We start from the raw sequence: 25195 nt of genomic DNA on the forward strand, positions 1-25195 counted from the left end.
CTCTACTCCTCGGGGCCGGGCAGATAGTCGGCGAGAAATTTGAACTCCTCGATCAAGGTCAGCATCCGGGCGCGCTCGCGAATGGCCCGCAGCGCGTCGGGGTCCTTCTCCGTCGCCGCGGCGAGCAGGACCTCGACCACGACGTGCGCCATCGACATTGACCGTCCCTCGTCGTCCGTCACGATGAGCTCCACGGACTCCGGAAAGCGGTCGAGCAGCGGCTGCAGGGCGTGACGCAGCAGGTCGTCGCTGAGCGCGCCGCTCAGGTCCATCGACGTCAGGGCGTAGCTTAGCGGCAGGTTCTGGCGGGCGACCCCGGCGTCGCGGATCATCCCGTAGTCCTGGGACCAGGTGATGTCGACGGGCGGGGGAACATCGTGCGGCGTGCCGGTCAGGATCAGGTCCCGGCGGCCGTCGCCGGTCCAGGTCCGGACGACGCCGATTGACTTCATGGCCTCCAGGAACATGTTGGCCGGGACCGCGGCACGCCACTGCAGCGCGGTGTCCCGCAGCCACGTGGCCGGCCTCTTCGCGTACTGGAACAGGTCGGAGGCCCGCACCTCGCGCCCGCTGGCGAGGACCAGCAGGGCCAGGTTGAACGAGTACGTCGACATCCAGTAGTCGACGCGCTTCTCGATCGGCTGATAGGTGCGCGGCTGGTAGGTGGGCCGGGTCACCGCCACCCGCAGCCGGCCGATCAGCCACTCGCCGACGCCGGGATGCCCGGTCAGCAGCTCGGCGACGAACGGCAGGACCGTCGCGCGGGCGCTGAGCGGCGTGTACCCCAGCAGCGACTGCAGCAGGTCGTCCTCGGCTCCGGCGCCGAGGCTGAGGGTGCGGGCCCTCGCGCGCGCCGCGGCGTCGGCGAGCGCCTGCACCACGAGCCGGGCCACCAGGTATTCGCCGAACGTGGCGTGCAGGAACTCGTACGTCTGCAGGGTCTGATCGTCCTGAAGGGCCTGGGCGCGCTGGATGAAGAAGAAGCGCCCCACCACCTCCTGGCCCGCGGTGAGCGGGCTGCGGAACGCCTCGCCGGTCTCCCGCCGGGGTCGCAGCCCGAGCCCGGCGAGGTCGCCGTCCAGCTCGGCGGTCGTCACCCAGAGCCGCCCCCGGTGGAACATCGCGAACGCCACCACGGAGAGGCGCAGCAGCTCGTCCTCGATCAGGTCGGGCAGCGAGGAGTCCGGGCGGCCGGCGTGGATCCGGCGGACCTCGCGCTCGGCGAACGAGTGCAGCAGGCGCTCGTAGAGCTCGCCGGCGCCCAGCTCGTCGCCGGCCCGCTGCAGCGCGTTGGCGTCGGCGTCGTAGATCGCCAGCATCAGCAGCAGGAGCGGCTGCCCGGCCAGGTCCGGGTAGCGTTTCAGCACGTCCAGGGTGAGCGGCCGGCGGCCGGTCGCCTCCCAGTACGCGGCGTTGGCATGGTTCCAGGTGGCGATCCAGCGCTCGAGTTGCGGCTCGGCGAACGGCTCCAGGCGGACCGCGAGACTGCCGGCCGGCATCCGCGCCCGGTCCGCGACAGCGACCCGGCTGGTCACCATCACCGCGACCGGGCGGCCGAGCACCGCCTCGCGCCGCTGGAACTCGGCGACCCGCTGCAGATAGTCGGACTGGTGCACGCCGGTGGCCTGCAACAGCTCGTCGAAGCCGTCGAGCAGGATCACCGGCATCGCACCGCCCGCGTCGCCGGCGAGATCCGCCCAGGCCACGGTCTCGCCGATCGCGCTGCGCAACGCCGCCTCGACCTGGTCCTGGATCGGGGACTCGGCGGGCACCTCGCGCAACGCCACCCGGACCACGAGATAGTCGGCGGCGGGCAGGCGTGCCGCGAGGATCCGGGTGAGCGCGCTCTTGCCGGCGCCGGGCTGGCCGAGCAGCAGCATCGGCGCGACGGCGGCCTGCGGCGTGGTCAGGTACACCGCGAGGAGCCCGGCGAAGTCGTCGCGGACGGCGGTGTCCCACCAGCCGTCCTCCGCCGGCCGGGCGCCGGGACCGCCCTGTTTCACCCGGAAGCGCGGATCGAGGTACGCGCTACCGAGGCTCGGCAGAGTCAGGTCACCCGAGTCCCCGCCGAGAACCGGGCTGCCCAGCCCCGCGCGGTAGGCGACGGCCAGCGCCGCACGGTGCCGGGCCGGGTCACGGTGCGAGGTGACCCGCAGCAGCGTGGCCTCCAGCCCCTCCAGCCCGCGGGAGACGGCCCGGTCCTCCTGCTGCCGCATCCAGATCGCGAACTCCGGGACCTCGGTGATCAGGGCGCGGACGTGCTCCTGGTAGCGGGAGAGAGCCGCGCCGGCGATCCGGTCGTCGGCGTGCCGGGTGAACCAGTCGTGCAGCCGGCCCAGCAGGGCGTCGTAGGGGACGTCCGGTCCGGGCGCCGGGATCGTGGCGGTGAGCAACTGCTCGATCCAGGTGCCCGCCGCGGACGCCACGACGGCGAGCTGGTCGTCGCGGCCCACGTCGGTGTCGAGGGTCTCGAAGAAGGCGGTGACGACCAGGACGCTGTGTGCGGCGTGCAGGCGCTGGCTGCGGTTGTAGCGGCTCTGGCCCCGTACCAAATCGGTGATCTTCTGGGTGACCAGGCGTCCCAGCCGGACCACCTCGGTCTTCGCGTCGAAGAGGCTGATCGCCGCGTCGCTGCCGCCGGCCGTGGCGACGGAGAGCGCGCCACCCAGCACGTTGTCGGTGACCTTGGCGAGCGGGCCGGAGCCGCCCAGCAGTTTGAGCGCATCGGTGTAGGACAGACCCTGAGCCACGCACTGAACTATAGGGACGGACCGCACTGCCGATACGATGATCATGCGCCGAGGGATATCTAAGCCATATCCCTCGGCGCCCTACCGCTTCCCGGCGAGCCCTACCGCTTCCTGGTGAGCCCTACCGCTTCCTGGTGATCAGTAACCGCCGAACGTGTCGTGCGTGATGTAGGTGCCGGTCGGCGGGGTGATCGTGGAGCGGTTCTGCCGGTAGCCCTTCTCCCAGCGGGCGACGGTGCCGTCCGGGTTCTTCACGATGTACTGGAACTCGGCGTAGGTGTTCGCCGGCAGCGCCACCCCACCGGTCCAGGTCGGAAACGTGCTGCTCGTCGTGGTCAGCGGGACGGCGTTCGCCGGGTTCCACGAGCCGAGCTCGGGGATGCTGCCGACCACGTAGACGTTCTGCCCGTAGGACGTGAAGCCGACGACCACGTTGAACGTCGCGGCGATCGGCGCCACCTCGGCGGCGCTCACCGCCTGCTTCTCCACCTGCTCCGGCGCTGCCAGAACCGGGGTGGCGAGGGCCGGGGCGGCGAGGACGCCGGCGAGGGCGCCCAGGGCCAGGACTTGCTTCGTACGCATGACTCTCCCTTCTTACGGCGGCCGCAAGATTTGAAACTTCTTGCTGCTTCTCGGTCCGCAGCGGGCCGCCTGCATCCACAGTGGTATGTGTCTTCCGGGAACTCAAGACGTTCGTGAGCTGCGTCTACGTGCAACCACTACGCCACATTCGGGTGCTATGAAAGTTCTTTCAACAGGTGTCCACCCCGTGGGGTGGCTGGCCTTGCGGGACGTCGCTGGCAGGCGTTTAACCTGTGGGCCTCATTGGCGCTCGGGAGGCTTCGATGACCTCAAGGACCGTGCTGCACAGGACCGTCGCGGGCAGAGTCGCGTCGAGCGGAGCTGTTTCCCGCGGGGCCGTTCTCCGGGGGGCGGTTCCTCGCGGGGCCGTTCTTCGCGGGGCGGTTCCTCGCGGGGCGGTTCTTCGCGGGGCGGTGCGGGCGGGTCCGCGGTGTGGCATCTGCTCGGCGGTGATCAGCTCGCGGCACCGGCATCTGCTCGACGAGTCCCGGCGGGCCCTGCTGTGCGGCTGCCCGGCCTGCCACGCCAGCCCCGCCGATGACCGGATCCGGCCCGTGCCGGACCGTTACCTGGAGTTCCCCGGCGACGTGCCGGCCCAGGAGACGTGGGACGACCTGCGGGCGCCGGCCGGGCTGGCGCTGGTCACCCGGACGGCGGAGAGCCTCGTCGTCTGCGGGCCCGCGCCGGGCGGCGCGGCCGAGTCGGAGCTCCCGGGCACGGTGTGGGACCGCCTCGTGGCGCGGCATCCGGCGTTCGCGACGCTGAGTCCCGGCGTGGAGGCGCTGCTGATGCGCCGCGCGGGCTGTTTCCTGGTCCCGATCGACGCATGTTACGAACTGGCCGGTCTGTTGCGCACCAGCTGGCGTGGATTCGACGGCGGCCAGGGCGCACAGGGAAGCCTGACCATGTTCTTCGCGCGCCTGCGGGCCCGCTGCCTCTAGCGCGGTGGTCTCGCTCGGCTGGGCGCCCGCTGCCGGCGGCCAGGCGCTCGTTGCCAGCGGCTGAGCGGGCGCTCGCTGCCGGCGGCCAGGCGCTCGCTGCGGGCGGCTGGGTGCCAGCTGCCGGCGGCAGAGCGTGGATCAGGGCACACGCGACGCCAGTGTGCGATTTCATCCATGCCCGGGGCGAGACGTGAGCACACGCACCGCATCGGTGTGGCCCTGTCGCTGCTGGTGAGGGCTACGGTGCGCTGTCCCCACATGCGAGAGCCGCGTCACGGGCGCGGCGCGCGGGTAAAGGCGATAAGTCGGGTATGTGCTCGGGCTCCACTGCACGCGCCCGCACCCGAATGGTGGTCGCGTCGCCACACTGGTGCCGGCACTGGGACGCAAAGCGGGCGCCCGGCACGGGCGCCCGCCTTTCTCAGAAACGGGGTCAGAGGTTGATCCGGCCGGCACCCGCATTGGCGGTCACGATGGACTTCACGCTCGACGCCGCGTCAGCGGTGTACGAGTACGGGATCGATCTCACCGACCCGCCGGTCTGCCCGCTCCCCGAGTTGACAAGGAGGTTGTTCCGGGCCACCAGCGTCCCGGCGTCCGACGACCCTTCACCGAGGTGGTACGGATCGTCCACGCCCTCGAACGAGTTGGCCTCGACGAGCACCCCGGCGCCCTCGGTGGACGCCACCCCGTACCCGGAGTTGTTGTAGTAGTAGTTGTTGTACACGTGCACCGGGTTCCCGAACCGGACCCGCGGATGCCGCTGCGTCGACGCGTCGAACCAGTTGTGGTGGTACGTCACCCGCAGGTGCCCGGTGTCCTGGCTCGCGTTGCTGTCACTGTGGCCGAGCAGCATCGATTTGTCGTGGTTGAATACCCGGTTCCACGAGACGGTGATGAAATCCGAGCCGCGTTTGATGTCGACCGCACCGTCGTTCCCGTTGCTGAAACTGTTGTGATCGACCCAGATGTTGGTGGCCGACTCCTGCACGTTGATCGCGTCGTCGTTCCAATTCCGGAAAGAGAGATTACGGATGATGACGTTACGGTCGCCGTTGATGTTGAATCCGCAACCGACGATCGCGGCGCCGGCGTTACCGATGATCGTCTTGTTGCTCCGGACCCGGAGCATGCCGCTGCAGCTGATCGTGCCGGACACCCGGATGGTGGCCGCCGAGGTCGACGCCAGCGCCGTCGTCAGCGCGGAAGCGCTGGTCACCGTCGTGGTGGTGGCGGCGCTGCCGCCGCCGGTGGTGCCGCCGTTCTGGGTGGCCCATCCGACCAGGTCGGTGATGGCGAGCGTCTGCACCGGTGCGGCGGAGGCGGTGCCGGCCCCGGTGACGAGGGCGAGTGGCAGAGCGGCCGCGAGCGTGAACCGAGAGATTCGGCCAGGCATTTTGTGCTCCAATTCTAAAAGCGTGATCCGTATCGGGGGAATGCGGATCTTGGGGATTGGGGAGCGCTCCCGATTGCTAGAAAAACATAGGTGCTCATGGATGTGAAGAGGAATGTAGTTGCAGGATTCCTGCAACAACCTGGTAGGGTCGGGGCGTCGGCGCGCTCATCGCCCACCGGCGTCGCCGTGTTCCTGTCCGGCGTCGGGGCCGTGCACCAGCAATAATCTCCGGGTGCGATCACCCTGGCAGCATCCGGCTCGGATCGTCCCCCTCGCGTTCCTCGGCGCGATAGCGGTGGGCACGGCCCTGATGATGCTGCCGGCCGCGCGCGCCGAGCCGGGCCACGCGCCGCTGGTGACAGCGCTCTTCACCGCCGCCTCGGCGGTCTGCGTCACCGGCCTGTCCGTCGTGGACACCCCGACCTACTGGAGCACGTTCGGCCATGTGCTGCTGACCGTGCTGTCGCAGATCGGCGGTTTCGGCATCATGACCCTGGCGACGCTGCTCAGCCTGCTGGTCTCCCGCCGGCTCGGTCTGCGCGGGCGGCTGATGGCGCAGGCCGAGAGCGCCGGCCTATCCGGCGGCAACATCGCCGCCGTCCTGCGCCGGGTGGCGATGGTCATGGTCATCTGCGAAGGCGCCATCGCCGTCGTGCTCACCCTGCGTCTCTGGCTGGGGTACGGGTATCCGCCCGGCCGAGCCCTCTGGTACGCGGTGTTCCACGCGGTCCAGGCGTTCAACAACGCCGGATTCGCGCTCTACCCCGACAGCCTGGTCCGTTTCGTCACCGACCCGTGGATCTGCCTGCCGCTCGCGTTCGGCGTGCTGGCCGGTTCGATCGGCTTCCCGGTGCTGTTCGAGCTGGCCCGCGAGTGGCGGACCCCGAAGTGCTGGTCCACCCACACGTTCCTGACCGTCGCCGGCAGCCTGCTGCTCACCGGGTTCGGCTTCCTCACGTTCCTGATCTTCGAGTGGCGCAACCCGGGAACGCTCGGGTCGCTCGGCACCCCGGCGAAGGTGCTGACCGCGTTCACCCAGGACATCATGACCCGGTCCGGCGGCTTCAACACGGTGGACCTGGCGGAGCTGAACAGCGAGACGATCGCGACCACCACCGGCCTGATGTTCATCGGCGGTGGCAGCGCGAGCACCGCCGGCGGCATCAAGCTCACCACGTTCCTGCTGCTCGCGTACGTGATCTGGGCCGAGATCCGGGGCGAGCCGGACGTCGTGGTCCGCAACCGCCGGATCGCCGAGGAGACCCAGCGGCAGGCGATCACGGTGGCGCTGATGGGCGTCGCGCTGGTGGCGACCGGTACCGTCGTGCTGGACGCGCTGACCGAGGACATCCCGTTCGACCGGGTGCTGTTCGAGGTCACCTCGGCGTTCGCGACGGTCGGGCTGTCCACCGGCATCACCGGCAGCCTGCCGCCGTCCGCGCAGGTCGTCCTTGTCGTCCTGATGTTCGTGGGCCGGGTCGGCACGATCGCGGTCGGCACCGCGATCGCGCTGAACACCCGGCGCCGGCTCTACCGATACCCGGAGGAGAGACCCCTAGTTGGCTGAGAAACCCACCCGCGACGGCGCCAACGTGGCCGTGATCGGCCTGGGCCGGTTCGGCGGTTCGGTCGCCGAGGCGCTGCTCGACCTCGGTTACGAGGTGCTCGGCGTCGACAGCGACCCGCGCATCGTGCTCGACTGGTCGGACCGGCTCACCCAGGTGGTGGAGGCGGACTCCACCGACGAGGACGCGCTGCGCCAGCTCGGCATCCACGACTTCCCGCGGGTCGTCGTCGGCATCGGCAGCAACCTGGAGACCAGCGTGCTCACCGTGCTCGCCCTGCAGGAGCTCGGCGTGCCGGAGATCTGGGCGAAGGCGACAAGCGTGAAACACGGCAAGATCCTCTCCTCGATCGGCGCCGACCACGTGATCTATCCGGAGGCCGAGATGGGCGAACGGGTGGCGCACCTGATCAGCGGCCGGATGCTCGACTACATCGAGTTCGACGACGGGTTCGCGATCGCCAAGGTCCGCGCGCCCCGCGGCGCCGGCGGGCGCACCCTCGCGGACCTGGCGCTGCGCAGCAAGTGGGGGGTCACGGTGGTCGGCACGAAACGGCCCGGCGAGGACTTCGTGTACGCCCGGCCGGAGACCCCGGTCCCCGACGGAGCGATCCTGATCGTCGCCGGCGACACCGAGAAGGTGGAGGCCTACGCCGCCGCCAACTGAGCCGCCTGGTGGCCGCTCGACACGGCGGGGGAGGATCGGCGGGTGAGCGGAGACGGGGTCGGCGCCGAGCTGCGGGTCGCGGTGCTCGGCGCGCTGAGCGTGCGCCGGGGCGACGCCGAGGTGACGCTGCCCGGCGCCCGGATCCGTGGCCTGCTGGTCCGGCTCGCCGTCGCCGGTGGCCGCCCGGTCACGCCGGCCCAGCTCACCGACGCGCTCTGGCCCGGCGACCGGCCCGCCGATCCGGCCAACGCCCTGCAGTCGCTGGTCTCCCGGCTGCGGCGGCAGCTCGGCGCCGGCCACACCGTGACGCAGACCGAGGGTGGCTACCGGCTCGCGGTCACCGCGCGGGACGTGGACGTCACCCGGTTCGAGCAGCTCGCCGCCGCCGGCCGGGACAGGCTGCGCGCCGGTGACCCGGCCGCCGCGGCGGCGACCCTCGGCGAGGCCGCCGCGCTGGTCCGCGGACCGTTCGCCCCGGAGCTCGCCGAGGTCGCCCCGGCCCAGGCCACCCGGCTGGCCGGCGTCGTCGTGGCGGCCACCGCCGACCTGGCCGAGGCGGAGATCGCCCTGGGCCGCCCGGAGCGGGCCGCCACCCGGCTCGCCGGTCCGGTGGCCGAGCATCCGCTCGACGAGCGACTGGCCGCGCTGCTCATCGACGCGCTCGCCGGGCAGGGCCGGCAGGCCGACGCGCTCGCCGTCTACGAGCGGATCCGCGAGCGCCTCGCCGACGAGCTCGGCGCGGATCCGGGCGGGGCGCTGCGGGAGCGGCATCTACGGCTGCTGCGCGAGGCGTCCCCCGTACCCGGGAAGGAGAGCCCGCCGCCGACGAACCTGCCGGCGCCGCTGACCAGCTTCATCGGTCGTGACGACGACCTGGCGCGGGTGGACGCGCTGCTGAGCGGCGGCCGGCTGGTCACGGTGCTGGGACCGGGCGGCGCCGGCAAGACGCGGCTCGCGCTGGAGGCGGCGCGGCGGCGTGGCGGCGACTACCGGGACGGCGCCTGGCTGGTCGACCTGGCCTCGGTGACCGAACCGGCCAAGGTCGGCGCCGCCGTGGTGGCCGCGGCCGGGCTGCGCGGCTCGGCGCTCTTCGAGACCGCGAACCGGCCCCGCGCCGAACGCGCCGACCTCGACGTGCTCGCCGACCGGCTGAACGGCCGGCAGATCCTGCTCGTCATCGACAACTGCGAGCACCTGATCGACGCGGTCGCCCATCTGACGAGCGCGCTGCTCGTCCGGTGCCCGCTGCTGCGCGTTCTCGCCACGAGCCGGGAACCGCTGGCGATCGACGGCGAGTCACTCGTACCCCTGGGGCCGCTGGGCCTGCCCCCGGCGGACGCCGAACCGGCGCGGGCGGCCGGCTCACCCGCGGTCCGGCTCTTCGCCGAGCGCGCCGCGGCGGTCCGGCCCGGCTTCGCGGTGGACGCGACCACCGTGCGCGACATCGTGGCGGTCGTCCGGGGCCTGGACGGGATGCCGCTCGCCCTGGAGCTCGCCGCGGCCCGGTTGCGCACCCTCGCCCTGCCCGAGCTGGCGGCCGGGCTCTCGCAGCGATTCCGGCTGCTCACCACCGGCAGCCGCACCGCGCAGCCCCGGCATCGCACGCTGCGCGCGGTGATCGCCTGGAGCTGGAACCTGCTCTCCGGCGACGAGCGGATCCTGGCCGAGCGCGTCGCGGTGCTGCCCGGCGGCGTCACAGCGGACTCGGCGGCGGCGGTCGTGGCCGGCAGCGGGGTGGCCGCCGAGGACGTGCCGGACCTGCTCGCGGCGCTCGTCGACCGGTCGCTGCTGCAGCTCGCGCCGGACGGCGGCCGCTACCGGATGCTGGAGACGCTGCGGGAGTACGGCATCGAGCGCCTCACCGAGCAGGGCATCCGCACCGAGGTCCGGGAGCTGGCCGCCCGCCACCTGGCCGCGCTGGTCGCCGAGCACGACCCGATGCTGCGCACCGCCGCCCAGCTCACCGCGCTGGAGGTGATCCGCGCGGAGTACGACAACGCGCTGAGCGGCCTGCGCCACCTCTGCGACACCGGCGACGCGCGCGGCGCTGTCCGGCTGGCTCTGGACCTCTGCTGGTACTGGCAGATGTTCGGCCGGCAGACCGACGCCGGGTACTGGCTGGCCGAGGCGCTCTCCGTCCCCGGTGACATCGATCCGGTCGAGGCCGACTGCGCCGAGGCCGTGTTGATGATCAACCGGACCGGGCACGAGCCGGCCTACCTCACCGAGAGCGCCGCCGAGCGCCGCGAGCGGCTGCGGTCCCTGGCCGGGCGGGTGCGGCGCCACGAGCTGCTGCCCGGGCCGCCGGGGGCGATCGCCGCCGCCCTGCTCTACTTCGCCGGCGAGGCCGAGGCCGCCGACGAGCGCCTGGAGCGGATGATCGGCGGCTCCGACCCGTGGATGGCGGCCCTGGCCCGGATGTTCCGGGCGCAGACCGCCGAGAACAACGGCGACGTGGTCCGGCTGCGCGCGGACGTGATCGCCGCCCTGGACGGGTTCAGCGCCACCGGCGACCGGTGGGGCCAGGCCACGGTGCTGCCGCTGCGTGCCCTGCTGCGCCAGTACGAGGGCGACCTCGACGGCGCGCTCGCCGACCTGACCCGGGCCCGGGCGATGGCCCGCCAGTTCGGCGCCATGGACCTCGCCGACGAGGTCTTCATCGACCTGCGCTGGGCCGACCTGCACATGCGCCGGGGCGAGATGGAGGAGGCGGCGGCCGCGGTGGAGTCCGCCCGTGGCCGTGCCGAGCGCTCGTCCTCGCTCGAGATGGTGCTGCTCGTCGACGCGCTGGAGGCCGGGTTCCAGCTGGTGGTGGGCAACCTCGACCGGGCGCAGGAGCTGCTCGACCGGGCGGCCGCCGGGCTGGGCCGGGAGAACCTGCCGATCGTCGGTGGCGATCACGGCGGGGCCATCATCGGCAGCGTCCGCGCCGGTCTCGCGCTGCGGCGCGGGGATGCGGACACCGCCGAGAAACAGCTCAAGATCGCGTACGATGCCGCGCTCGGCACCCACGACATGCCGATCATGGCGATGGTCGCGGTCACCGCCGGTGGGCTCGCCGGGCTGCGCGGCCGGCACCGGGAGGCCGCCCTGCTGATCGGCGCGGCCGCCCGCCTGCGAGGCGCTCACGACCACACCGACCTGAACGTCGCCGCGGTCGCCGCCACGGCGCGGGAGGCGCTGGGGGAGAGCGGTTACGGCGAGGCGTACGCGGCCGGCTGGTCGCTGGAGTCGCCGGCCGCCCTCGCCCGGGTCGACCCGGCACGCCTGTCGCTGGGACCGGCGTGACGGGCCTCTGTCAGGCGCGCTTCTGTCAGGCGCGCTTCGCGTAGGCCCGCAGCGCCAGCGGCACGAAGACCACCAGCAGGCCGGCCATCCAGATCAGCGTGACGAGCAGGTGCGAGGCGACCGGCCCGCCGACCAGCAGGCCGCGGATCGTGCCGACCAGCGGCGTGATCGGGTTGACGTGCACGAACGCCTGCAGCCAGCCGGGCAGGGTGTCCGCCGGGACGAACACGTTGCTGCCGAACGTCAGCGGCAGGACCAGCAGGAACATGATGCCCTGCACCGCGCCCGAGGTGCGGACCAGCATGCCCACCCACACCGAGATCCAGCAGAAGCAGAGGCCGAACCCGATCGACAGCGCCACCGCGGCGATCGCCGGCAGCACACCGGTCTGCACCCGGAAGCCCATGATCGTGCCGAAGGCCAGCATCACGACGCAGACCGTCAGGTAACGGATCACGTCCGCGAGCACCGCGCCGGCCAGCGGCGCCAACCGGGAGATCGGCAGTGATCGGAACCGGTCGAAGACGCCCTTCTCGATGTCCGCGTTCAGGTTCTGCCCGAGCGCGACGCCACCCATCGCGAGCGACTGCGCGAGCATGCCGGGCAGCAGGAACTGCAGGTAGGCGTGCCGGTTGCCGTCCGCAATGGCGCCACCGAACAGGTAGGTGAAGAGGAGCAGGAAGATCACCGGCTGGATGGTGACGTCGATCAGCGCCTCCGGCGTGCGCATCGTCTTGATCAGGCTGCGCTGGGCGAGCGCGGCGCTGTGCCTGATCAGCGCGGGCAGGCCGCGGCGGGGACGATCGGGCGCGGCGCTGTGCTGCGGGACGGTCGGCTGGGGTGCGGTCCGCGTGGTCATACCAGCTCCTCGGTCTTGGCGCGGCCGGTCAGGGTGTGGAACACCTCGTCCAGGCTCGGCAGCTGCAGGGCCATCTCGGTGATTTCGACGCCGGCGCTGGTCAGCCGGGTGAGCGCGTCGGTGAGCACCGCGTCGCCGACGACCGGCACGCTCGCGGCGCCCGCGCGGCTGCCCGCGGCCTCGTCCCTGGTCGCGGTGGTGCCCGGCGCGGCGACCGCGTCGAGCACGCGCAGCACCTCCGGCAGCCGGGACTGGTCGGCCGGGCGGATCCGCAGCGTCTGCCCGCCGACGCGCCGCTTCAGGCCGTCCGGGGTGTCGTGCGCGATCACCCGGCCGTGGTCGACGACCACGATCTCGTCGGCGAGCGCGTCCGCCTCCTCCAGGTACTGCGTGGTGAGCAGGACGCTCGCGCCGCGCGCCACCTGGGTGCGGACCACACCCCACATGTCCTCGCGCTTGGCCGGGTCGAGCCCGGTCGTCGGCTCGTCCAGGAAGATCACTTCCGGGCGGCCGACCAGGCTTGCCGCCAGGTCAAGGCGGCGGCGCATGCCACCGGAGTAGGTCTTGGCCGGCCGCTGCCCGGCCTCCGTCAGGTCGAACCAGGCCAGCAGCTCGTCGGCGCGGCGCCGGGCGTCCCGGCCGGACATGTCCAGCAGGCGCCCGATCAACACCAGATTCTGTACGCCGGTCAGGTCCTCGTCCACCGACGCGTACTGGCCGGTCAGCCCGACCATGCGGCGTACCGCCTGCGGGTTCTTCAGCACGTCCACGCCGGCCACGAAGGCGCTGCCCTCGTCCGGCCGCAACAGGGTGGCGAGGACCCGGACGGCGGTCGTCTTACCGGCGCCGTTGGGGCCGAGCACGCCCAGCACGGTGCCCCGGCGCATCGCCAGGTCGACGCCGTCCAGCGCCTGTGTCCGCCCGAATCGTTTGCGCAGCCCCTCGGCGCGCACCACCAGATCTTCCATGCGTCGCATCTCCTCGATGTCGTTTCGCATCGAGACTGCGACGGGGCGCTGTCATGGGCCGCACACCGTGCTGGCACGGCCCTGACGCGTCGCTGTCACTCGTGGGTGCGCTGGTCCACCGGGTATCCGAGGCGCTCGACGAGCCGGGCGCCGGCCGCCTTCTGGAACGCCTCCTGGATGTCGTCGTCGAAATGGTTGCGCCAGTCCCCCGCCTCGCCCTTGCGGTAGTGCGACACCGTGCCGCCGCCCTGCTTGTCGTTCATCCGGGAGAAGCTGTAGCGGTCCAGCAGCGTCTCCAGCTCGGGCCGGGGGATGGCGATGCCGCAGTGCCGCATCAACTGGTCGATCTCCTCGGTCTGCCGGGCGCCGGTCAGGTCCTCGTACCGGATCAGGCGGATCGCCTCGTCCTCGGGCGCGAGCACCCACGAGCGCAGCGCGTTGAACCGGCCCTTCTTCGCGAGGTCGTCGATCAGGTAGAGCATGCCCTCCTTCTTCGGCAGCTCCCGCAGCACCCTGCGGACCTCCAGGACGTCGCCCATCGGCCCGTGCGAGTCGCGGGTCGAGAAGTAGCTGGAGACGACCATGTCGCGCGGGTCGCGCATCACGAAGAACGCCCGGTACCGCTCCGGCTTGGGGATCTCGTCGAAGCGTTTCCGGGAGAAGAAGAGCGACAGGGCGATGCGGTTCGGCGGGCACACCCGCGGGTCGCGCCAGTCGTAAAAGCGGGGATCATAGGTGAGTAATCCGGAGTGCTTGTAAACGATCGGATCGCTGAAAACCGATTTAATCCACTGACTCGCCGTTTTGCGCACTGCGCAGTGATAGATGTTGACATATTCGCTGCGGGCGGCCACCGGAACGGTGAGCCGGAGCCGCGCGTTGTGCGCTTCCTGCATCGCCCGGCGAGCGCGGACGCGCAGGTAGTTCGGTGTGTGCTGCTTCGCGAACATGACAGTGCGGTTGAACATCGCCTGAGCCCGTGTCCTTCACTGCGGCAGGGGGAGGACATTAGTGACCGGGACTTTACAACAAGATCGATCAAGTTACTACGCAACCCTTAACGAGTATTACGCGCGTGTCATACATTGACCGGTAACGCTCAGCCTGCTTTCAGCTCCGTCACAGCGAACATTGGTATGGGTCGCTGGGTAATCCTTGCGCATTGAGAAAGATTCTCGGGTTATCTAGGCTGCCGTCATGATCGAAGTCCCTCGCCCGCTCGCCTCCGCCGTGTCCCGATGGGGCGACGACCCGTACGCGCGGGGTTCGTGGAGCCTCATCGGCCGCGACGGCACGCCGCAGGACCGGATCGCGCTCGGCGCGCCGGTCGGCGACCGGCTGCGGATCGCCGGCGAGGCCACCCACCCGACTCGCGCCGGGATGACCCACGGCGCCTACGAGCAGGGCGTCGCCGCCGGGATCTGGGCCGCCGGGCTCGGGCACCGGCGGGTCGCGGTGGTCGGCGCCGGGATGGCCGGTCTCGGCGCGGCCCGCACCCTGGCCGCCCACGGCGTCGAGACGGTGGTCTGGGAGGCCCGGGACCGGATCGGCGGGCGCACCAGCGGGGTGGAGGTGGCCGGGTTCACGTTCGACCTGGGCGCCAACTGGCTCCAGCAGTACGACGACAACGTGCTGGCCCGGCTCGCCGAGCGGATCGGGCTGACCGTGGTGTCCACTGATTTCACCGATCCCCTGGTGCTCGGGGCGGCGCGTGGGCGCGTACCCGCAAGCCTGGAGAGTGAGCTGCGCGCCCGGCTGGAGAAAGCGCCGCCGGAGGCGGCCGTCGCCGACGTCCTGGAGACCTGGCTGCGGGATCCGGCGCCGTTCACCGCCGCGGCGATCCAGGAGATCGTCGACGCGGAGATCGTGATGGACTCGGGCGCGCCGCTGTCGTGGCTCAGCGCGCGGCACGGTTTCGAGCCCGGTGTCGGCGAGGGGGACCGGTGGATCGTCGGCGGCTACCGGCTGCTCACCGCGCACCTGGCCGACGAGATCGACGTGCGGCTGGGGCATCCGGTGCGCCGGATCGGCATCGGCCCGGACGGTGTCACGCTGACCGGCGACGGGCACACGCTGGACGCCGACGCGGTGATCGTGACCGCGCCGCTGCCGGTGCTCGCGGCCGGTGACATCGGGTTCGAGCCGGCGTTGCCGGAGCGGCACCGCGCGGCGCTGGGGCGTCTCGGCGCGGGGCGGGTGGAGAAGGTGGTGCTGCGGTTCGGTGACCGATTCTGGCCAGAGCATCCGGCGGGCTACTACCGGGTGCACGGTCCGGGCGACAACGAGATCTGCGAGTGGCTGGACGCCACCGCGGCGGACGGGACACCGACGCTGGTGGGGCTCTTCGCCGGGCCGTGGCTGGACCGGCTGTGGCAGGGCGCCGACGAGGACGTGGCAGCACGGTGTGCCGCGGTCTTCGCCGGAGCCCTGCCCCTGCCCTGACCTGCCCGCAGCTGTCACACCTTCGCCGGCTCCGGTGCGGCGGCCGCCCCGGCCGGTCTCTCCGCCGCCGAGGTCGCCGGCCGCACCGGCACGTCGCGGGTCACCGCCCGCCGGTACCTGGAGCATCTCGCGGAAACGGCCAGGGTCACCCGCAGCCCGCGATACGGCGGACCGGGTCGTCCGGAAGTCGAGTACCGGCCCGGCCCGGCGGGTATCGGGAGTCCATGACGGACCAGACGTTGATCATTCTCGGCGCGAGCGGCGACCTGACCGCGCGTCTGCTGCTGCCCGGTGCCGGCGCCCTGATCAAGGCCGGACACGTGCCGGGGCTGACGCTGATCGGCGCCGCGCTCGAGGAGGACTGGGACGACGCGCGATGGCGGCAACGGGTGCACGACGCGGCCGGCCAGACGCCGCCGACCCGGTGGATCCGCGCCGACGTCACACGGGCGGACGACCTGCGTACCGTCCTGGACGCCGCCGCCGGACCGCCGGCGATCTTCTTCGCCCTGCCGCCCGCCGTGACCGCCCGCGCCTGCGCGGCCCTGCTCGACGTCGACCTCCCCGAGGGGACCCGGCTCGTGCTGGAGAAGCCGTTCGGCACCTCCGCAGAGTCGGCGGCCGAGCTGAACAGCCTGCTCACCCGCCTGGTGCCGGAGGAGCGCATCCACCGCGTCGACCACTTCCTCGGCAAGTCCACGGTGCTCAACATCCTCGGCCTGCGCTTCGCCAACCGGATCTTCGAGCCGCTGCTGAACAGCACCCACGTCGAGTCGGTCGACATCGTCTTCGACGAGAACCTCGGGCTGGAGAACCGGGCCGGCTACTACGACCACGCCGGCGCGCTCGCCGACATGATCCAGAGCCATCTGCTGCAGATCCTCGGCATCCTCACGATGGAGCCGCCGATCAGTCTCGACGCCGGCGAGTTCCGGGACCGCAAGGCCGACGCGCTGCGCGCCACCCGCCTCTGGAGCGAGGACCCGGCGGCCTGCAGCCGCCGGGCGCGGTACACCGCCGGCGATCTCTCCGGACGGCGCCTTCCCGGGTACGCGCAGGAGCCCGGCGTGGATCCGTCCCGCGCGACCGAGACACTCGCCGAACTCGTGCTCGCGGTCGACACGTGGCGCTGGGCCGGTGTGCCGTTCCGGCTGCGTTCCGGCAAGGCGATCGGGAACAGCCGCAAGGAAGCCGTGGTCACATTCAGGCGCCCGCCGCGCGTGCCGGACGGCCTGACGGGCTGCGACGAGCCGGACCGGCTGCGGATCACGTTCGGGCCGGACCGGATCGCGCTCGACTTCAACATCAACGGTCCGGGTGACCCGTTCGAACTGGACCCGGTGACATTGTCGGCCGAGTTCGGCGCGGGGGAGCTGCCGCCGTACGGCGAGGTGCTGCGCGGCGTCTTCGAGGACGACCCGATGCTGTCGATCCGGGCTGACGTGGCCGAGCAGTGCTGGCGGATCGTCGAGCCGGTGACGGCCGCGTGGCGGGCCGGCACGGTCCCGCTGCTCGACTACCCGGCCGGCAGCACCGGCCCGGAGGACTCGCTGCTCACGTCATAGCTCGCGGGCTGCCCAGCCGAGCCGGGTCGCCGTCGTCAGCACGGTGGTGTACCCGATCGTGACCGTCTCGCCGATCACCGCGGCCAGGCCGCCGAGGAGGGCGTCCAGCTCGGCGGGCGGGAGCAGCTGGTGCCCGCCCGACGTGGGCACCTGGTCCAGCCAGTCGTCGCGGCGATAGGTGTGGTCCCAGGCGTGCGTCCAGAGTTCCGGCTCGCCGAACGCTCCGGTGTGCCGCAGGCTCTCCGCGGCCCGGTCGTGGAATGCGGCGTTCCCGTCGGTGGACGGCCTGGCCCAGGCCGTGAACGGCAGGCTCGGCGCCACCCGGCGATACACCTCGGCGAACGTCGCGGCCAGCTCCGCGCTCGGCGTGAACGCGTTCCAGAACAGCGCGATCCCGCCGCCCGGCCGCAGCACCCGTGCCGCCTGCCGGGCGCCCGCCACCGGATCGACCCAGTGCCAGCTCTGCCCGGCGATCACCCCGTCGAAGCTGCGGCCGGCCGGGTCCCAGGTCTCGAACGCCGACACCTCGACCGGGAGGCCGCGCCGCCGGGCGAGCGCCGCCATCCGGTCGTCGGGTTCGACGCCGAGGACCCGGCAGCCCGCCGCGCGGAACTGCTCGGCCGCGATGCCGGTGCCGATGCCGACGTCCAGCACGTCGGTGCCGGGCAGCGCGGTGGCGATCCGCTCCACCATCGCGGCGGGATAGCGTGGCCGGGTCCGGTCGTAGCGCTCGGCGTCCAGGCCGAACGACTCCGCGATCCGGCGGTGCGCATCAGGAGTGGGCATGTGCCCACTATAGGGCCGGAGTGGGCGGGTGCCCACTCGGTGGGGAAGGGTGTCAGGATGCCGACCGGCGTGGCTCTGCGTGACGTGCGGGAGCAGCTCTTCGACGCTGCCGACCGGATCCTGCTCACAGCCGGCCCGGAGGCGCTGACCAGCCGCGCGGTCACCACCGAGGCCGGTTGCGCCAAGGGTGTGCTGCACCGGCACTTCGCCGACTTCGACGCGTTCCTCGCCGACTACGTGCTGGACCGGGCGCATCGGATGGACGCACAGGCGGCCCGGCTCGCCGAGGCCGCCGGCACCGGGACCGTCGTGGCGAACGTGGCCGACGCGCTGACCGACCTCTTCGAGTCGGTGGCCGTCGCGATCGTGGCGCTGGTGACGTTCCGCGACGAGCTGCGCGCCCGGCTGCGGGCGACGTGGCCGGCCGGGGTGCCGGTGCTGACCGAGGGCGCCCGGATGATCGCGAGCTATCTCGAGGACGAGCGGGCGCGGGGCCGGATCCGGGCGGACGCGGACGCGGACACGCTCGGGGCCATGCTGATCGGAACCGGGCATCTGCTGTTCGCGGACCGTACCGGCGTCCGGCCCTCGGCCGAGGCGGTCCGGGACATGGTCACGAAGGTCTTGCGCTGACGCGATACGCCAGCCCGGCCCAGGAGACGGCCACCGCCGTCGCGGCCAGGAGCTGGATCAGCACCAGGTACCGCTCCGGATAGATCACCCCGGTCAGGTACGTGTCGATGAAGCCGCCGTCCAGCCCCGCGCTGCCGGCCCGCTCCCGGGCCCGGTCCTCCACCCAGGTCAGCGGGCAGTTGAACCGGAACACCGCGATGCACAGGCCCCACCCGGCCGCCAGCAGATGCGGCACGATCGCCCGCGGCCACCGCCAGGCGAGGAAGCCGCCGGCCACCACGAACGCGACGAAGGTGAAGTGCAGCACCATCGTCGCGTCGGCCAGGATGCGCCATCCCATGCGACCCAGTCTGACGCCTGTGGGCAGAATCGTGGCTATGGGTGGACGGTGCGCGGACAAGATCGTGGTGGTCACCGGCGCGGCGCGCGGTCAGGGCGCGGCCGAGGTGGACGCGCTGCGCGCCGAGGGCGCCATCGTGATCGCCACCGACATCCTGCCGGAGACCGGGATCCGCCCGCTCGACGTGTCCCGCCTCGAGGACTGGACCGCCCTCGCCGCCGAGCTCCGCGATCGGTTCGGCCGGGTCGACGCGATCGTGAACAACGCCGGGGTGACCGGGCGCGACCGGCTGCCGGACATCGACCCGGCGGCCTGGGAACGGGTCATGGCGATCAACGTGACCGGGCCGATGTACAGCATGAAGACCCTCGTCCCGCTGATGCCAGCCGGCTCGTCCATCGTCAACATCTGCTCGGTGGCCGCGGTCTCCGGGCACGCGGCAGCACCGTACACGGCCAGCAAGTGGGCGCTGCGCGGGCTGACCCGCAGCGCCTCCCTGGAGCTCGGCATCCGCGGCATCCGGGTCAACGCGGTGATGCCCGGCCTGATCGACACCCCGCTGATGGACACCGCGCCGCAGGAGTTCTTCGACGCCGCGCTCCCGGAGATCCCGCTCGGCCGGGTCGGCGTCCCGGCCGACGTGGCGCCGCTCATCGTCTACCTGGTGTCGGACGAGTCCGGGTACGTCAACGGCGCCGAGATCGTGGTCGACGGCGGCCTCACCGCGCACGTCTCGCACAAGGCCATCGCCGACGCCACCCGCCCGCCGTTCAAATAGATTGCCGGTGCCGGCGGGGACGCCTATCGTTCTTCCTACCAGCACAACGGATCTTCGAAAGGAGCACGACGATCATGATCCGACGAGCCGTGCTCCGTGCCCGGTGGCGCGCCTAGCGTTTCCCGCTGGCCGATCGACGCCGCCCTCTGGCGACTTCTCTCCCGTTCTTCTCTCCCGTTCTTCGCACACCGGGCGCCGCGTGCCTCTCTCTCGCGCCGCGCCCGCCCACCCGGCCGATCCGGCCGGGTGGGCCTCGTCTCCGTAGCTCAGCGGACAGAGCACCGGTCTACGAATCCGGCGGCCGGGAGTTCGAATCTCCCCGGGGACACGCGTTGTATCGCCCTCGTGGCCCAACAGGCAGAGGCACCAGGTCGAGGTCCTGGACGGTGTGCGTTGGCTGCCTTTCGTGCGAACGTGAGCGAAGCCGGCCTTCTCGAGCGCGTTGACGACCTTACGCAGAGGAAGGTCCGCGAGCGCGGGGCTCATGCAGCCGAGGCTACTTGGAACGACGTGACGAATGGCGTGGCTTCGATCTCCGGTTGTGAGGTCTGCTCGAGGTACAGCTCGACTGCCTCCCGGAGGTTCGTCAGCGCTTCTTCGAGGGAATGCCCTTGGCTTGCCACATCGAGTTCCAGGCAGCGGGCGACATACCAGTCTTCTTCTTGGTGAACCGCTGCGGTCAGCGTTCGATTCATCTCGGGTTCTCCCGTACAACGCGGTGCGCTCATCCTACGCGACGACGGCCGGTGGCGGCCGCGCGAATGAATGTGGTTGTCACTCTGCGGAGCCTTGCCAGGTGGCGGCCCCGCGGGCGAGTCTGCGAAGACAGACGTCGAAGGAGGCCTGCCGATGGGCAAGGTCGTTTCCGCGCTCTCCATGTCGCTCGACGGCTTCGTGGCCGACGAGCATGACGGGGTCGCCGAGCTCTTCGGCTGGTATCAGAACGGCGACGTCGAGATTCCCAGCGCCGATCCGCGGTGGACGTTCCACGTGACCGAGGCCAGCGCCGCGTTCCTGCGCGCCGCCTTGGCCGGTGTCGGCGCGCTGGTCTGCGGCCGCCGGCTCTTCGACCTGACGAACGGCTGGAACGGGCGGCACCCGGCCGGCTGCTCGATCTTCGTGGTCAGTCACTCGCTGCCGACCGGCTGGCCGCGCGACGACGTGCCGGTCACCTTCTACCCGGACGCGATGGCCGCGCTCGACGCCGCGCAGGCCGAGGCCGGCGACAAGACGGTGGCGGTCTCCACACCCACGATCACCCGGCAGTACCTGGACGCCGGCCTCCTCGACGAGATCACCGTCTCGCTGGTCCCGGTGCTGCTCGGCGAGGGCACCAGGCTTTTCGGCGGTCTCACCGTGGCCCCGATCCGGCTCACCGGCCCCGAGGTGATCGAGGGGCGCGGCGTCACCCATCTGACCTACCGCGTGCTCCGATAGAGCTTCGCCAGGAACCGCCCCAGGTGCGGATCGAACCGTGCCGGGTCGGCCGAGCGCAGCTCGTCCGGCGACCACCAGCGCACCGCGCGGAACTCACCCCGGTCGGGGGTCAGGCTTTCGTTCCGGCCCAGCGAGAGTACGAACCAGAGGCTCACATCCGTGTGCCCGGCGTCGATTCCCACGGTGCGGGTGACCGTCAGGAACAGCGGGTCCGGCTCGGGTGTGCCGGTCACGCCGAGCTCCTCCCGCACCTCCCGCGATGCCGTCTCGCGCGGATCCTCGTCCACCTCGACGTGCCCGCCGGGCGGCAGCCACAGCCCGGCGTTCACATGGTCGGCCAGCAGGACGCCGCCGCCGGCCGGGTCGACCGGCACGACGTAGGAGACCAGGTGCTGCGCGGGCTCGGCCGGCTTGACCCGGCGGAACACGTCGTCGGTGCCCCGGAGCCAGCCCAGCGTGTGCGCCCGGTGCTCGGCCTCCAGGTTGTCGCCCGGTTCGAGGGCCGTCACCATGCGATGGACGGTCATCACTGAGGGTCGCATCCGGGCATCCTGCCATGCCGGCGATAATGGGGAGAGCCAGGACGCCGGATTGCCGCAGAATGACCCCCGTGAGCGTACGGATGCTCCCGCTGCATGACCCGACGACCAGCCCGCCGGCGAAACGCCTGGCCGCTTCTACCAGAAGGATCTGCCGTGCGCGCGTTCCGCGAACTGATCGACGAGGCGGTCGCGGCGGACGTGTCCGGCTGGGATTTCGGCTGGCTGGCGGGACGCGCCACCGAGGAGCGGCCACCCTGGGGGTACGCGACGCTGCTGGCCACCCGCCTGCCCGCCGCCGGATCCGCGCTCGACCTGGACACCGGTGGCGGTGAGGTGCTCGCCGGGATGCCACGTCTCGCGCCGCGCATGGTGGTGACCGAGGGTTGGCCGCCGAACGCCGCGCGGGCCCGTGAGCTGCTCGGACCGCGCGGCGTCACGGTCGTGGAGGTGCCGCAGGGATCGCCGCTGCCGTTCGCGGACGGCGAGTTCGACCTGGTCACGAGCCGGCACCCGGTGGATCCGGCGTGGCCTGAGATCGCCCGGGTGCTGACGCCGGGCGGGAGTTACCTCGCGCAGCACATCGGGCCGGCGTCGGCGTTCGAGCTGATCGAGTTCTTCACCGAGCCGCTGCCGCGGCAGCGCCTGGCGCGCGATCCGGAACGGGAGGCCGCGGCGGCGCGAGCGGCGGGTCTGCGGGTGCACGACCTGCGCACGGTACGGCTGAGGATGGCGTTCTTCGACATCGGGGCGGTGGTGTGGCTGCTGCGCCGATGCGTCTGGTGGATCCCGGATTTCACCGTCGACCGCTATCAGGCGGAGCTGGCGCGGATGGACGAGCACATCCGCGCCGAGGGCGCGTTCGTCGCCCACTCCACCCGTACCCTGATCGAGGCCCGGCCTGCCCGATGACCTACCGGTCCGTGCCGTGCCGGCCGTCCCTGGACCGCTGACCGTCACCTACGCCGCGGGGCGGTAACCGGCCGGTCGGCTGGTGAACGTCCCGCGGCCGTGGGTGCGGCTGCGGAGCCGGCTCGCGTAGCCGAACAGCTCCGCGAGCGGCACGAGCGCCGTCACACCCCGTACCCCCGAATCAGTGACCTGGCCGCGGCGCGCGGCAAGGTCGCCGAGCACCGCGCCGAGCGCGTCGGGCGGCGCGCTCACGGTGACCTCCGCGACCGGCTCGAGCACCTGCAGCGTGGCGGCGCGCAGCGCGGCCCGCAGGCCGAACCGGCCCGCCGCCCGGAACGCCATCTCCGACGAGTCCTTCGGGTGGGTCTGGCCGTCGGTCAGCGTGACCGCCAGCCCGACCACCGGGTGCCCGCCGAGCGGCCCGCCGGCGAGGGCCTCCCGGCAGCCGGCCTCGACGGCCCGCACGTATTCGGCGGGCACGCGCCCACCGGTCACCGTGGACGCGAACGTGAAGCCGGTGCCCTCGGCGGGCGCCACGTCGAGCGTGACGACAGCGAACTGGCCGGCGCCGCCGTCCTGCTTGACGTGCCGGTACGTCACACCGGTGACGCCGGCGGCGACCCGTTCCCGGTAGGCGACCTGCGGACGGCCGGTCGTCACCAGGAGGCCGGTCGTCTGCCGCAGCTTCTCCACGGCCACCTCCAGGTGCAGCTCACCCAGCCCGGACAGCAGCAACTGGCCGGTCTCGGCGTCGGTGCGCACGCTCAGCGACGGATCCTCCTCGGTCAGGGCGGCCAGGGCGGGCGGCAGGCGCTGCGCGTCCTGCCGGGTACGGGCCTCGACCGCGACCGAGACCAGCGGCTCGGCGACCCGTGGCGCTTCGAGCAGCACCGGATGCGCCCGGTCGCAGAGTGTGGTGCCGGCCTTCGCGGCCTTCACCCCGGCGACCGCGACGATGTCGCCGGCCACCGCCCGGTCCACGTCGGTGTGCCGGTCGGCCTGGACGCGCAGGATCCGGGCGATCCGTTCGGTGCGGTGCGCGCCGGCGTCCCACACGACGTCTCCCTTCGTGATCGTGCCGTCGTAGACGCGCAGGTAGGTGAGGCGGCCGGCGCGTTTGAAGGCGAGCGCGGCGAGGGGCTTGCCGGGGTCGCCGTCCGGCGGGGGCAGGTAGTCGACGATGGCGTTCAATAGAGCTTCGATGCCGATGGTGCGATACGCGGAACCGCAGAGGACGGGTACTGCTTGGCGGCTGCGCGTGAGATCTTGGATCGCCGCGCGCAGGGTGCTATCGGACATTTCCGAAATTTCGTTTAAAGCGCCCTCGTGGAGCTCGGCCACGGCCTCTTCCAAGGTCTTCCGCGCCGCTGCGGCCTCCGCGGGAGGGTCGTTCACCAGGTCGATCACGCCGCTGAGGTCACCCTCCCGGCCGACCGGCAACTGCACCACGAGCGGCACCACGCCGAGCCGCTCCCGGATCGAGGCCACCGCCGCCTCCAGGTCGGCGCCGGGACGGTCCAGTTTGTTCACGAACGCGATCCGCGGCACCGCGTACCGGTCCGCCTTGCGCCAGACCGCCTCGCTCTGCGGCTCCACCCCCGCCACGCCGTCGAAGACCGCGACAGCGCCGTCGAGCACGCGCAGCGACCGCTCGACCTCGTCGGAGAAGTCGACGTGGCCGGGCGTGTCGATCAGGTTGAGCCGGTGGTCGTTCCAGTCGCAGCTGACGGCCGCCGCGAAGATGGTGATGCCACGGTCCCGCTCCTGCGGATCAAAGTCGGTCACGGTGGTGCCGTGGTGCACCTCGCCGGTCTTATGGGTGACGCCGGTGGTGAACAGGATCCGTTCGGTGAGGGTGGTCTTGCCGGCGTCGACGTGGGCCAGGATGCCGAGATTGCGTACACGCATTGTTCTTGTCTTTCGAAGCTGATCCGATGGTGGGCAGCGCCCGCCGGACCGCTGTGGGAATGCGGTCAGGCACGTCCGGCCTCGGTGGCGCAGCCGAAGCCGGGCACACCAGACACGAGGATCAGCTCGAAGAGCGACACCGGGACGACGACGGCGGTGCGGTAACGCACGGCGGTCTCCTCTCCCTGGTCGCGATGATGGGGAGAGGCTACGAGGCCGGTGGCGGAGGTGTCGATCGTTTTAACGGTGATGGTCGCGGTCCGCGTCTGGAACTGGATCGGCCCGTCGTGGGCTCAGCCGATCACCGGCCCGCTCGCCGCGGCATCGCTGGTCCTTCTCACCGGCCTGCGGCCGGCTTTCCACACCGGTTTCGGGTACGCGCTGAGCGCCGTCCTCGTGATCACCGTGGGATACGCCCTGGCCCTGCTGATCCCGCCGGCCCGCCGGGCGCTCGCCGCCCGGCGTTTCCGGACTCCCTGGCGCACCGCGCTGGTGGAGATCCCGCTCGCCACCGTCACCTTCGAGGAGGTCGCCTTCCGCGGGGTGCTCTGGACGCTGATCGACGCCGAGCACGGCCGGGTCTGGGCCACCGCCGTCACCGCGGTGCTCTTCGGCCTCTGGCACGTGTCACCCGATCCGGATACCCGCGCCCAGCTGGGAACGGTGGCATTCACCACGTTCGCGGGTGTGGTGCTCGGCCTGCTCCGCGACGTCTCCGGCGGTGTTCTGGCGCCGTTCGCGCTGCACTGGGCAGCGAACGGCCTGGGCGTGCTCGCGTCGACAGCCGCGCGCCGGTCTTCTTCTGACAGTTAAAAGGTGAGGTGGAGCTGGATATCCGTC

At 71.8% G+C, this 25195-nt stretch carries 22 protein-coding genes and 1 tRNA gene; 12 read left to right on the forward strand and 11 right to left on the reverse strand.

Going from position 1 to position 25195, the window contains the following annotated elements:
- Positions 1–2: 2 nt before the first annotated feature.
- Complete coding sequence (locus AB0F72_RS10045) at positions 3–2750, reverse strand: hypothetical protein (RefSeq protein ID WP_360428220.1); 2748 nt, start codon at positions 2748–2750, stop codon at positions 3–5.
- A gap of 138 nt (positions 2751–2888) precedes the next feature.
- Complete coding sequence (locus tag AB0F72_RS10050; protein WP_360428223.1) at positions 2889–3332, reverse strand: CBM20 domain-containing protein; 444 nt, start codon at positions 3330–3332, stop codon at positions 2889–2891.
- Between the two features lie 263 nt (positions 3333–3595).
- On the opposite strand from AB0F72_RS10050, the gene AB0F72_RS10055 reads away from it, so the two are divergent.
- Complete coding sequence (locus AB0F72_RS10055; protein ID WP_360428225.1) at positions 3596–4273, forward strand: DUF5947 family protein; 678 nt, start codon at positions 3596–3598, stop codon at positions 4271–4273.
- Between the two features lie 433 nt (positions 4274–4706).
- On the opposite strand, the gene AB0F72_RS10060 is transcribed toward AB0F72_RS10055, so the two are convergent.
- On the reverse strand, positions 4707–5669 hold the full coding sequence (locus AB0F72_RS10060; protein ID WP_360428228.1) for a right-handed parallel beta-helix repeat-containing protein: 963 nt from the start codon (positions 5667–5669) through the stop codon (positions 4707–4709).
- A 232-nt stretch (positions 5670–5901) separates the two neighbouring features.
- Between AB0F72_RS10060 and AB0F72_RS10065 the strand changes: the two genes are divergently transcribed.
- Genes AB0F72_RS10065 through AB0F72_RS10075 form a run of 3 tightly spaced genes read left to right on the forward strand, consistent with a single transcriptional unit; the run spans position 5902 to position 11188 of the window.
- The gene (locus AB0F72_RS10065; protein WP_360428231.1) at positions 5902–7236 is read left to right on the forward strand and encodes a potassium transporter TrkG; all 1335 of its coding nucleotides are present in this window, start codon (positions 5902–5904) and stop codon (positions 7234–7236) included.
- Entirely contained in the window at positions 7229–7900 is a 672-nt protein-coding gene (locus AB0F72_RS10070) for a TrkA family potassium uptake protein (protein WP_360428233.1), read from the forward strand. The genes AB0F72_RS10065 and AB0F72_RS10070 overlap by 8 nt, the downstream gene beginning before the upstream one ends.
- Positions 7901–7942: 42 nt before the next feature.
- Positions 7943–11188 (forward strand): BTAD domain-containing putative transcriptional regulator, encoded by a 3246-nt coding sequence (locus tag AB0F72_RS10075; RefSeq protein WP_360428236.1) that lies wholly within the window; start codon positions 7943–7945, stop codon positions 11186–11188.
- Between the two features lie 25 nt (positions 11189–11213).
- Here the strand turns inward: AB0F72_RS10075 and AB0F72_RS10080 are convergent, their stop codons facing one another.
- From AB0F72_RS10080 to AB0F72_RS10090, 3 genes are all read right to left on the reverse strand, one after another.
- Entirely contained in the window at positions 11214–12047 is an 834-nt protein-coding gene (locus AB0F72_RS10080; RefSeq protein ID WP_360428238.1) for an ABC transporter permease, read from the reverse strand.
- A complete protein-coding gene (locus tag AB0F72_RS10085; RefSeq protein ID WP_360428241.1) occupies positions 12044–13045 on the reverse strand; it encodes an ATP-binding cassette domain-containing protein in 1002 nt (333 codons plus the stop codon). The genes AB0F72_RS10080 and AB0F72_RS10085 overlap by 4 nt, the downstream gene beginning before the upstream one ends.
- Positions 13046–13110: 65 nt before the next feature.
- Positions 13111–13983, reverse strand: a complete 873-nt coding sequence (locus AB0F72_RS10090; RefSeq protein WP_360428244.1) for a sulfotransferase domain-containing protein — start codon at positions 13981–13983, stop codon at positions 13111–13113.
- Positions 13984–14212: 229 nt separating this feature from the next.
- Here AB0F72_RS10090 and AB0F72_RS10095 point away from each other — a divergent pair, with 229 nt between their 5' ends.
- Both AB0F72_RS10095 and AB0F72_RS10100 read left to right on the forward strand, forming a co-directional pair.
- A complete protein-coding gene (locus tag AB0F72_RS10095; RefSeq protein WP_360428246.1) occupies positions 14213–15457 on the forward strand; it encodes an FAD-dependent oxidoreductase in 1245 nt (414 codons plus the stop codon).
- Positions 15458–15681: 224 nt separating this feature from the next.
- A complete protein-coding gene (locus AB0F72_RS10100; protein ID WP_360428249.1) occupies positions 15682–17022 on the forward strand; it encodes a glucose-6-phosphate dehydrogenase in 1341 nt (446 codons plus the stop codon).
- On the opposite strand, the gene AB0F72_RS10105 is transcribed toward AB0F72_RS10100, so the two are convergent.
- Positions 17017–17808: a class I SAM-dependent methyltransferase gene (locus tag AB0F72_RS10105; protein ID WP_360428252.1), complete on the reverse strand. Its 792-nt coding sequence runs from the start codon at positions 17806–17808 to the stop codon at positions 17017–17019. The genes AB0F72_RS10100 and AB0F72_RS10105 overlap by 6 nt on opposite strands.
- A gap of 57 nt (positions 17809–17865) precedes the next feature.
- Here AB0F72_RS10105 and AB0F72_RS10110 point away from each other — a divergent pair, with 57 nt between their 5' ends.
- Complete coding sequence (locus tag AB0F72_RS10110) at positions 17866–18441, forward strand: TetR/AcrR family transcriptional regulator (RefSeq protein WP_360428255.1); 576 nt, start codon at positions 17866–17868, stop codon at positions 18439–18441.
- Here the strand turns inward: AB0F72_RS10110 and AB0F72_RS10115 are convergent.
- Positions 18422–18781: a DUF2784 domain-containing protein gene (locus AB0F72_RS10115; protein ID WP_360428258.1), complete on the reverse strand. Its 360-nt coding sequence runs from the start codon at positions 18779–18781 to the stop codon at positions 18422–18424. The two genes, AB0F72_RS10110 and AB0F72_RS10115, sit on opposite strands and share 20 nt — an antisense overlap.
- A 37-nt stretch (positions 18782–18818) precedes the next feature.
- Here AB0F72_RS10115 and AB0F72_RS10120 point away from each other — a divergent pair, with 37 nt between their 5' ends.
- Positions 18819–19559: an SDR family oxidoreductase gene (locus AB0F72_RS10120; protein WP_360428260.1), complete on the forward strand. Its 741-nt coding sequence runs from the start codon at positions 18819–18821 to the stop codon at positions 19557–19559.
- A gap of 255 nt (positions 19560–19814) precedes the next feature.
- Positions 19815–19887, forward strand: a tRNA-Arg gene (locus AB0F72_RS10125).
- Between the two features lie 154 nt (positions 19888–20041).
- Here the strand turns inward: AB0F72_RS10125 and AB0F72_RS10130 are convergent.
- Entirely contained in the window at positions 20042–20254 is a 213-nt protein-coding gene (locus AB0F72_RS10130) for a type II toxin-antitoxin system HicB family antitoxin (protein ID WP_360428263.1), read from the reverse strand.
- A gap of 154 nt (positions 20255–20408) precedes the next feature.
- On the opposite strand from AB0F72_RS10130, the gene AB0F72_RS10135 reads away from it, so the two are divergent.
- Entirely contained in the window at positions 20409–20996 is a 588-nt protein-coding gene (locus AB0F72_RS10135) for a dihydrofolate reductase family protein (RefSeq protein ID WP_360428266.1), read from the forward strand.
- Here the strand turns inward: AB0F72_RS10135 and AB0F72_RS10140 are convergent.
- Positions 20978–21538: an NUDIX domain-containing protein gene (locus tag AB0F72_RS10140; RefSeq protein WP_360428269.1), complete on the reverse strand. Its 561-nt coding sequence runs from the start codon at positions 21536–21538 to the stop codon at positions 20978–20980. The genes AB0F72_RS10135 and AB0F72_RS10140 overlap by 19 nt on opposite strands.
- 153 nt (positions 21539–21691) lie before the next feature.
- Between AB0F72_RS10140 and AB0F72_RS10145 the strand changes: the two genes are divergently transcribed.
- A complete protein-coding gene (locus AB0F72_RS10145; RefSeq protein ID WP_360428272.1) occupies positions 21692–22447 on the forward strand; it encodes a class I SAM-dependent methyltransferase in 756 nt (251 codons plus the stop codon).
- 48 nt (positions 22448–22495) lie between these two features.
- Here the strand turns inward: AB0F72_RS10145 and AB0F72_RS10150 are convergent, their stop codons facing one another.
- Positions 22496–24355: an elongation factor G gene (locus tag AB0F72_RS10150; protein WP_360428275.1), complete on the reverse strand. Its 1860-nt coding sequence runs from the start codon at positions 24353–24355 to the stop codon at positions 22496–22498.
- A 228-nt stretch (positions 24356–24583) separates the two neighbouring features.
- On the opposite strand from AB0F72_RS10150, the gene AB0F72_RS10155 reads away from it, so the two are divergent.
- Entirely contained in the window at positions 24584–25168 is a 585-nt protein-coding gene (locus AB0F72_RS10155; protein ID WP_360428278.1) for a CPBP family intramembrane glutamic endopeptidase, read from the forward strand.
- Positions 25169–25195 lie beyond the last annotated feature (27 nt).

Source organism: Actinoplanes sp. NPDC023936 (assembly GCF_040639325.1).
In the GTDB taxonomy this organism is placed as follows: domain Bacteria; phylum Actinomycetota; class Actinomycetes; order Mycobacteriales; family Micromonosporaceae; genus Actinoplanes.

What these genes read in the sequence shown, in the direction of transcription:
- AB0F72_RS10140 (WP_360428269.1), bottom strand. Translation starts at nt 21,538, where the DNA reads ATGCGACCCTCAGTGATGACCGTCCATCGCATGGTGACGGCCCTCGAA.
- AB0F72_RS10090 (WP_360428244.1), bottom strand. Translation starts at nt 13,983, where the DNA reads ATGTTCAACCGCACTGTCATGTTCGCGAAGCAGCACACACCGAACTAC.
- AB0F72_RS10105 (WP_360428252.1), bottom strand. Translation starts at nt 17,808, where the DNA reads ATGCCCACTCCTGATGCGCACCGCCGGATCGCGGAGTCGTTCGGCCTG.
- AB0F72_RS10060 (WP_360428228.1), bottom strand. Translation starts at nt 5,669, where the DNA reads ATGCCTGGCCGAATCTCTCGGTTCACGCTCGCGGCCGCTCTGCCACTC.
- AB0F72_RS10055 (WP_360428225.1), top strand. Translation starts at nt 3,596, where the DNA reads ATGACCTCAAGGACCGTGCTGCACAGGACCGTCGCGGGCAGAGTCGCG.
- AB0F72_RS10130 (WP_360428263.1), bottom strand. Translation starts at nt 20,254, where the DNA reads ATGAATCGAACGCTGACCGCAGCGGTTCACCAAGAAGAAGACTGGTAT.
- AB0F72_RS10120 (WP_360428260.1), top strand. Translation starts at nt 18,819, where the DNA reads ATGGGTGGACGGTGCGCGGACAAGATCGTGGTGGTCACCGGCGCGGCG.
- AB0F72_RS10135 (WP_360428266.1), top strand. Translation starts at nt 20,409, where the DNA reads ATGGGCAAGGTCGTTTCCGCGCTCTCCATGTCGCTCGACGGCTTCGTG.
- AB0F72_RS10085 (WP_360428241.1), bottom strand. Translation starts at nt 13,045, where the DNA reads ATGCGAAACGACATCGAGGAGATGCGACGCATGGAAGATCTGGTGGTG.
- AB0F72_RS10080 (WP_360428238.1), bottom strand. Translation starts at nt 12,047, where the DNA reads ATGACCACGCGGACCGCACCCCAGCCGACCGTCCCGCAGCACAGCGCC.
- AB0F72_RS10150 (WP_360428275.1), bottom strand. Translation starts at nt 24,355, where the DNA reads ATGCGTGTACGCAATCTCGGCATCCTGGCCCACGTCGACGCCGGCAAG.
- AB0F72_RS10050 (WP_360428223.1), bottom strand. Translation starts at nt 3,332, where the DNA reads ATGCGTACGAAGCAAGTCCTGGCCCTGGGCGCCCTCGCCGGCGTCCTC.
- AB0F72_RS10115 (WP_360428258.1), bottom strand. Translation starts at nt 18,781, where the DNA reads ATGGGATGGCGCATCCTGGCCGACGCGACGATGGTGCTGCACTTCACC.
- AB0F72_RS10095 (WP_360428246.1), top strand. Translation starts at nt 14,213, where the DNA reads ATGATCGAAGTCCCTCGCCCGCTCGCCTCCGCCGTGTCCCGATGGGGC.
- AB0F72_RS10100 (WP_360428249.1), top strand. Translation starts at nt 15,682, where the DNA reads ATGACGGACCAGACGTTGATCATTCTCGGCGCGAGCGGCGACCTGACC.
- AB0F72_RS10110 (WP_360428255.1), top strand. Translation starts at nt 17,866, where the DNA reads ATGCCGACCGGCGTGGCTCTGCGTGACGTGCGGGAGCAGCTCTTCGAC.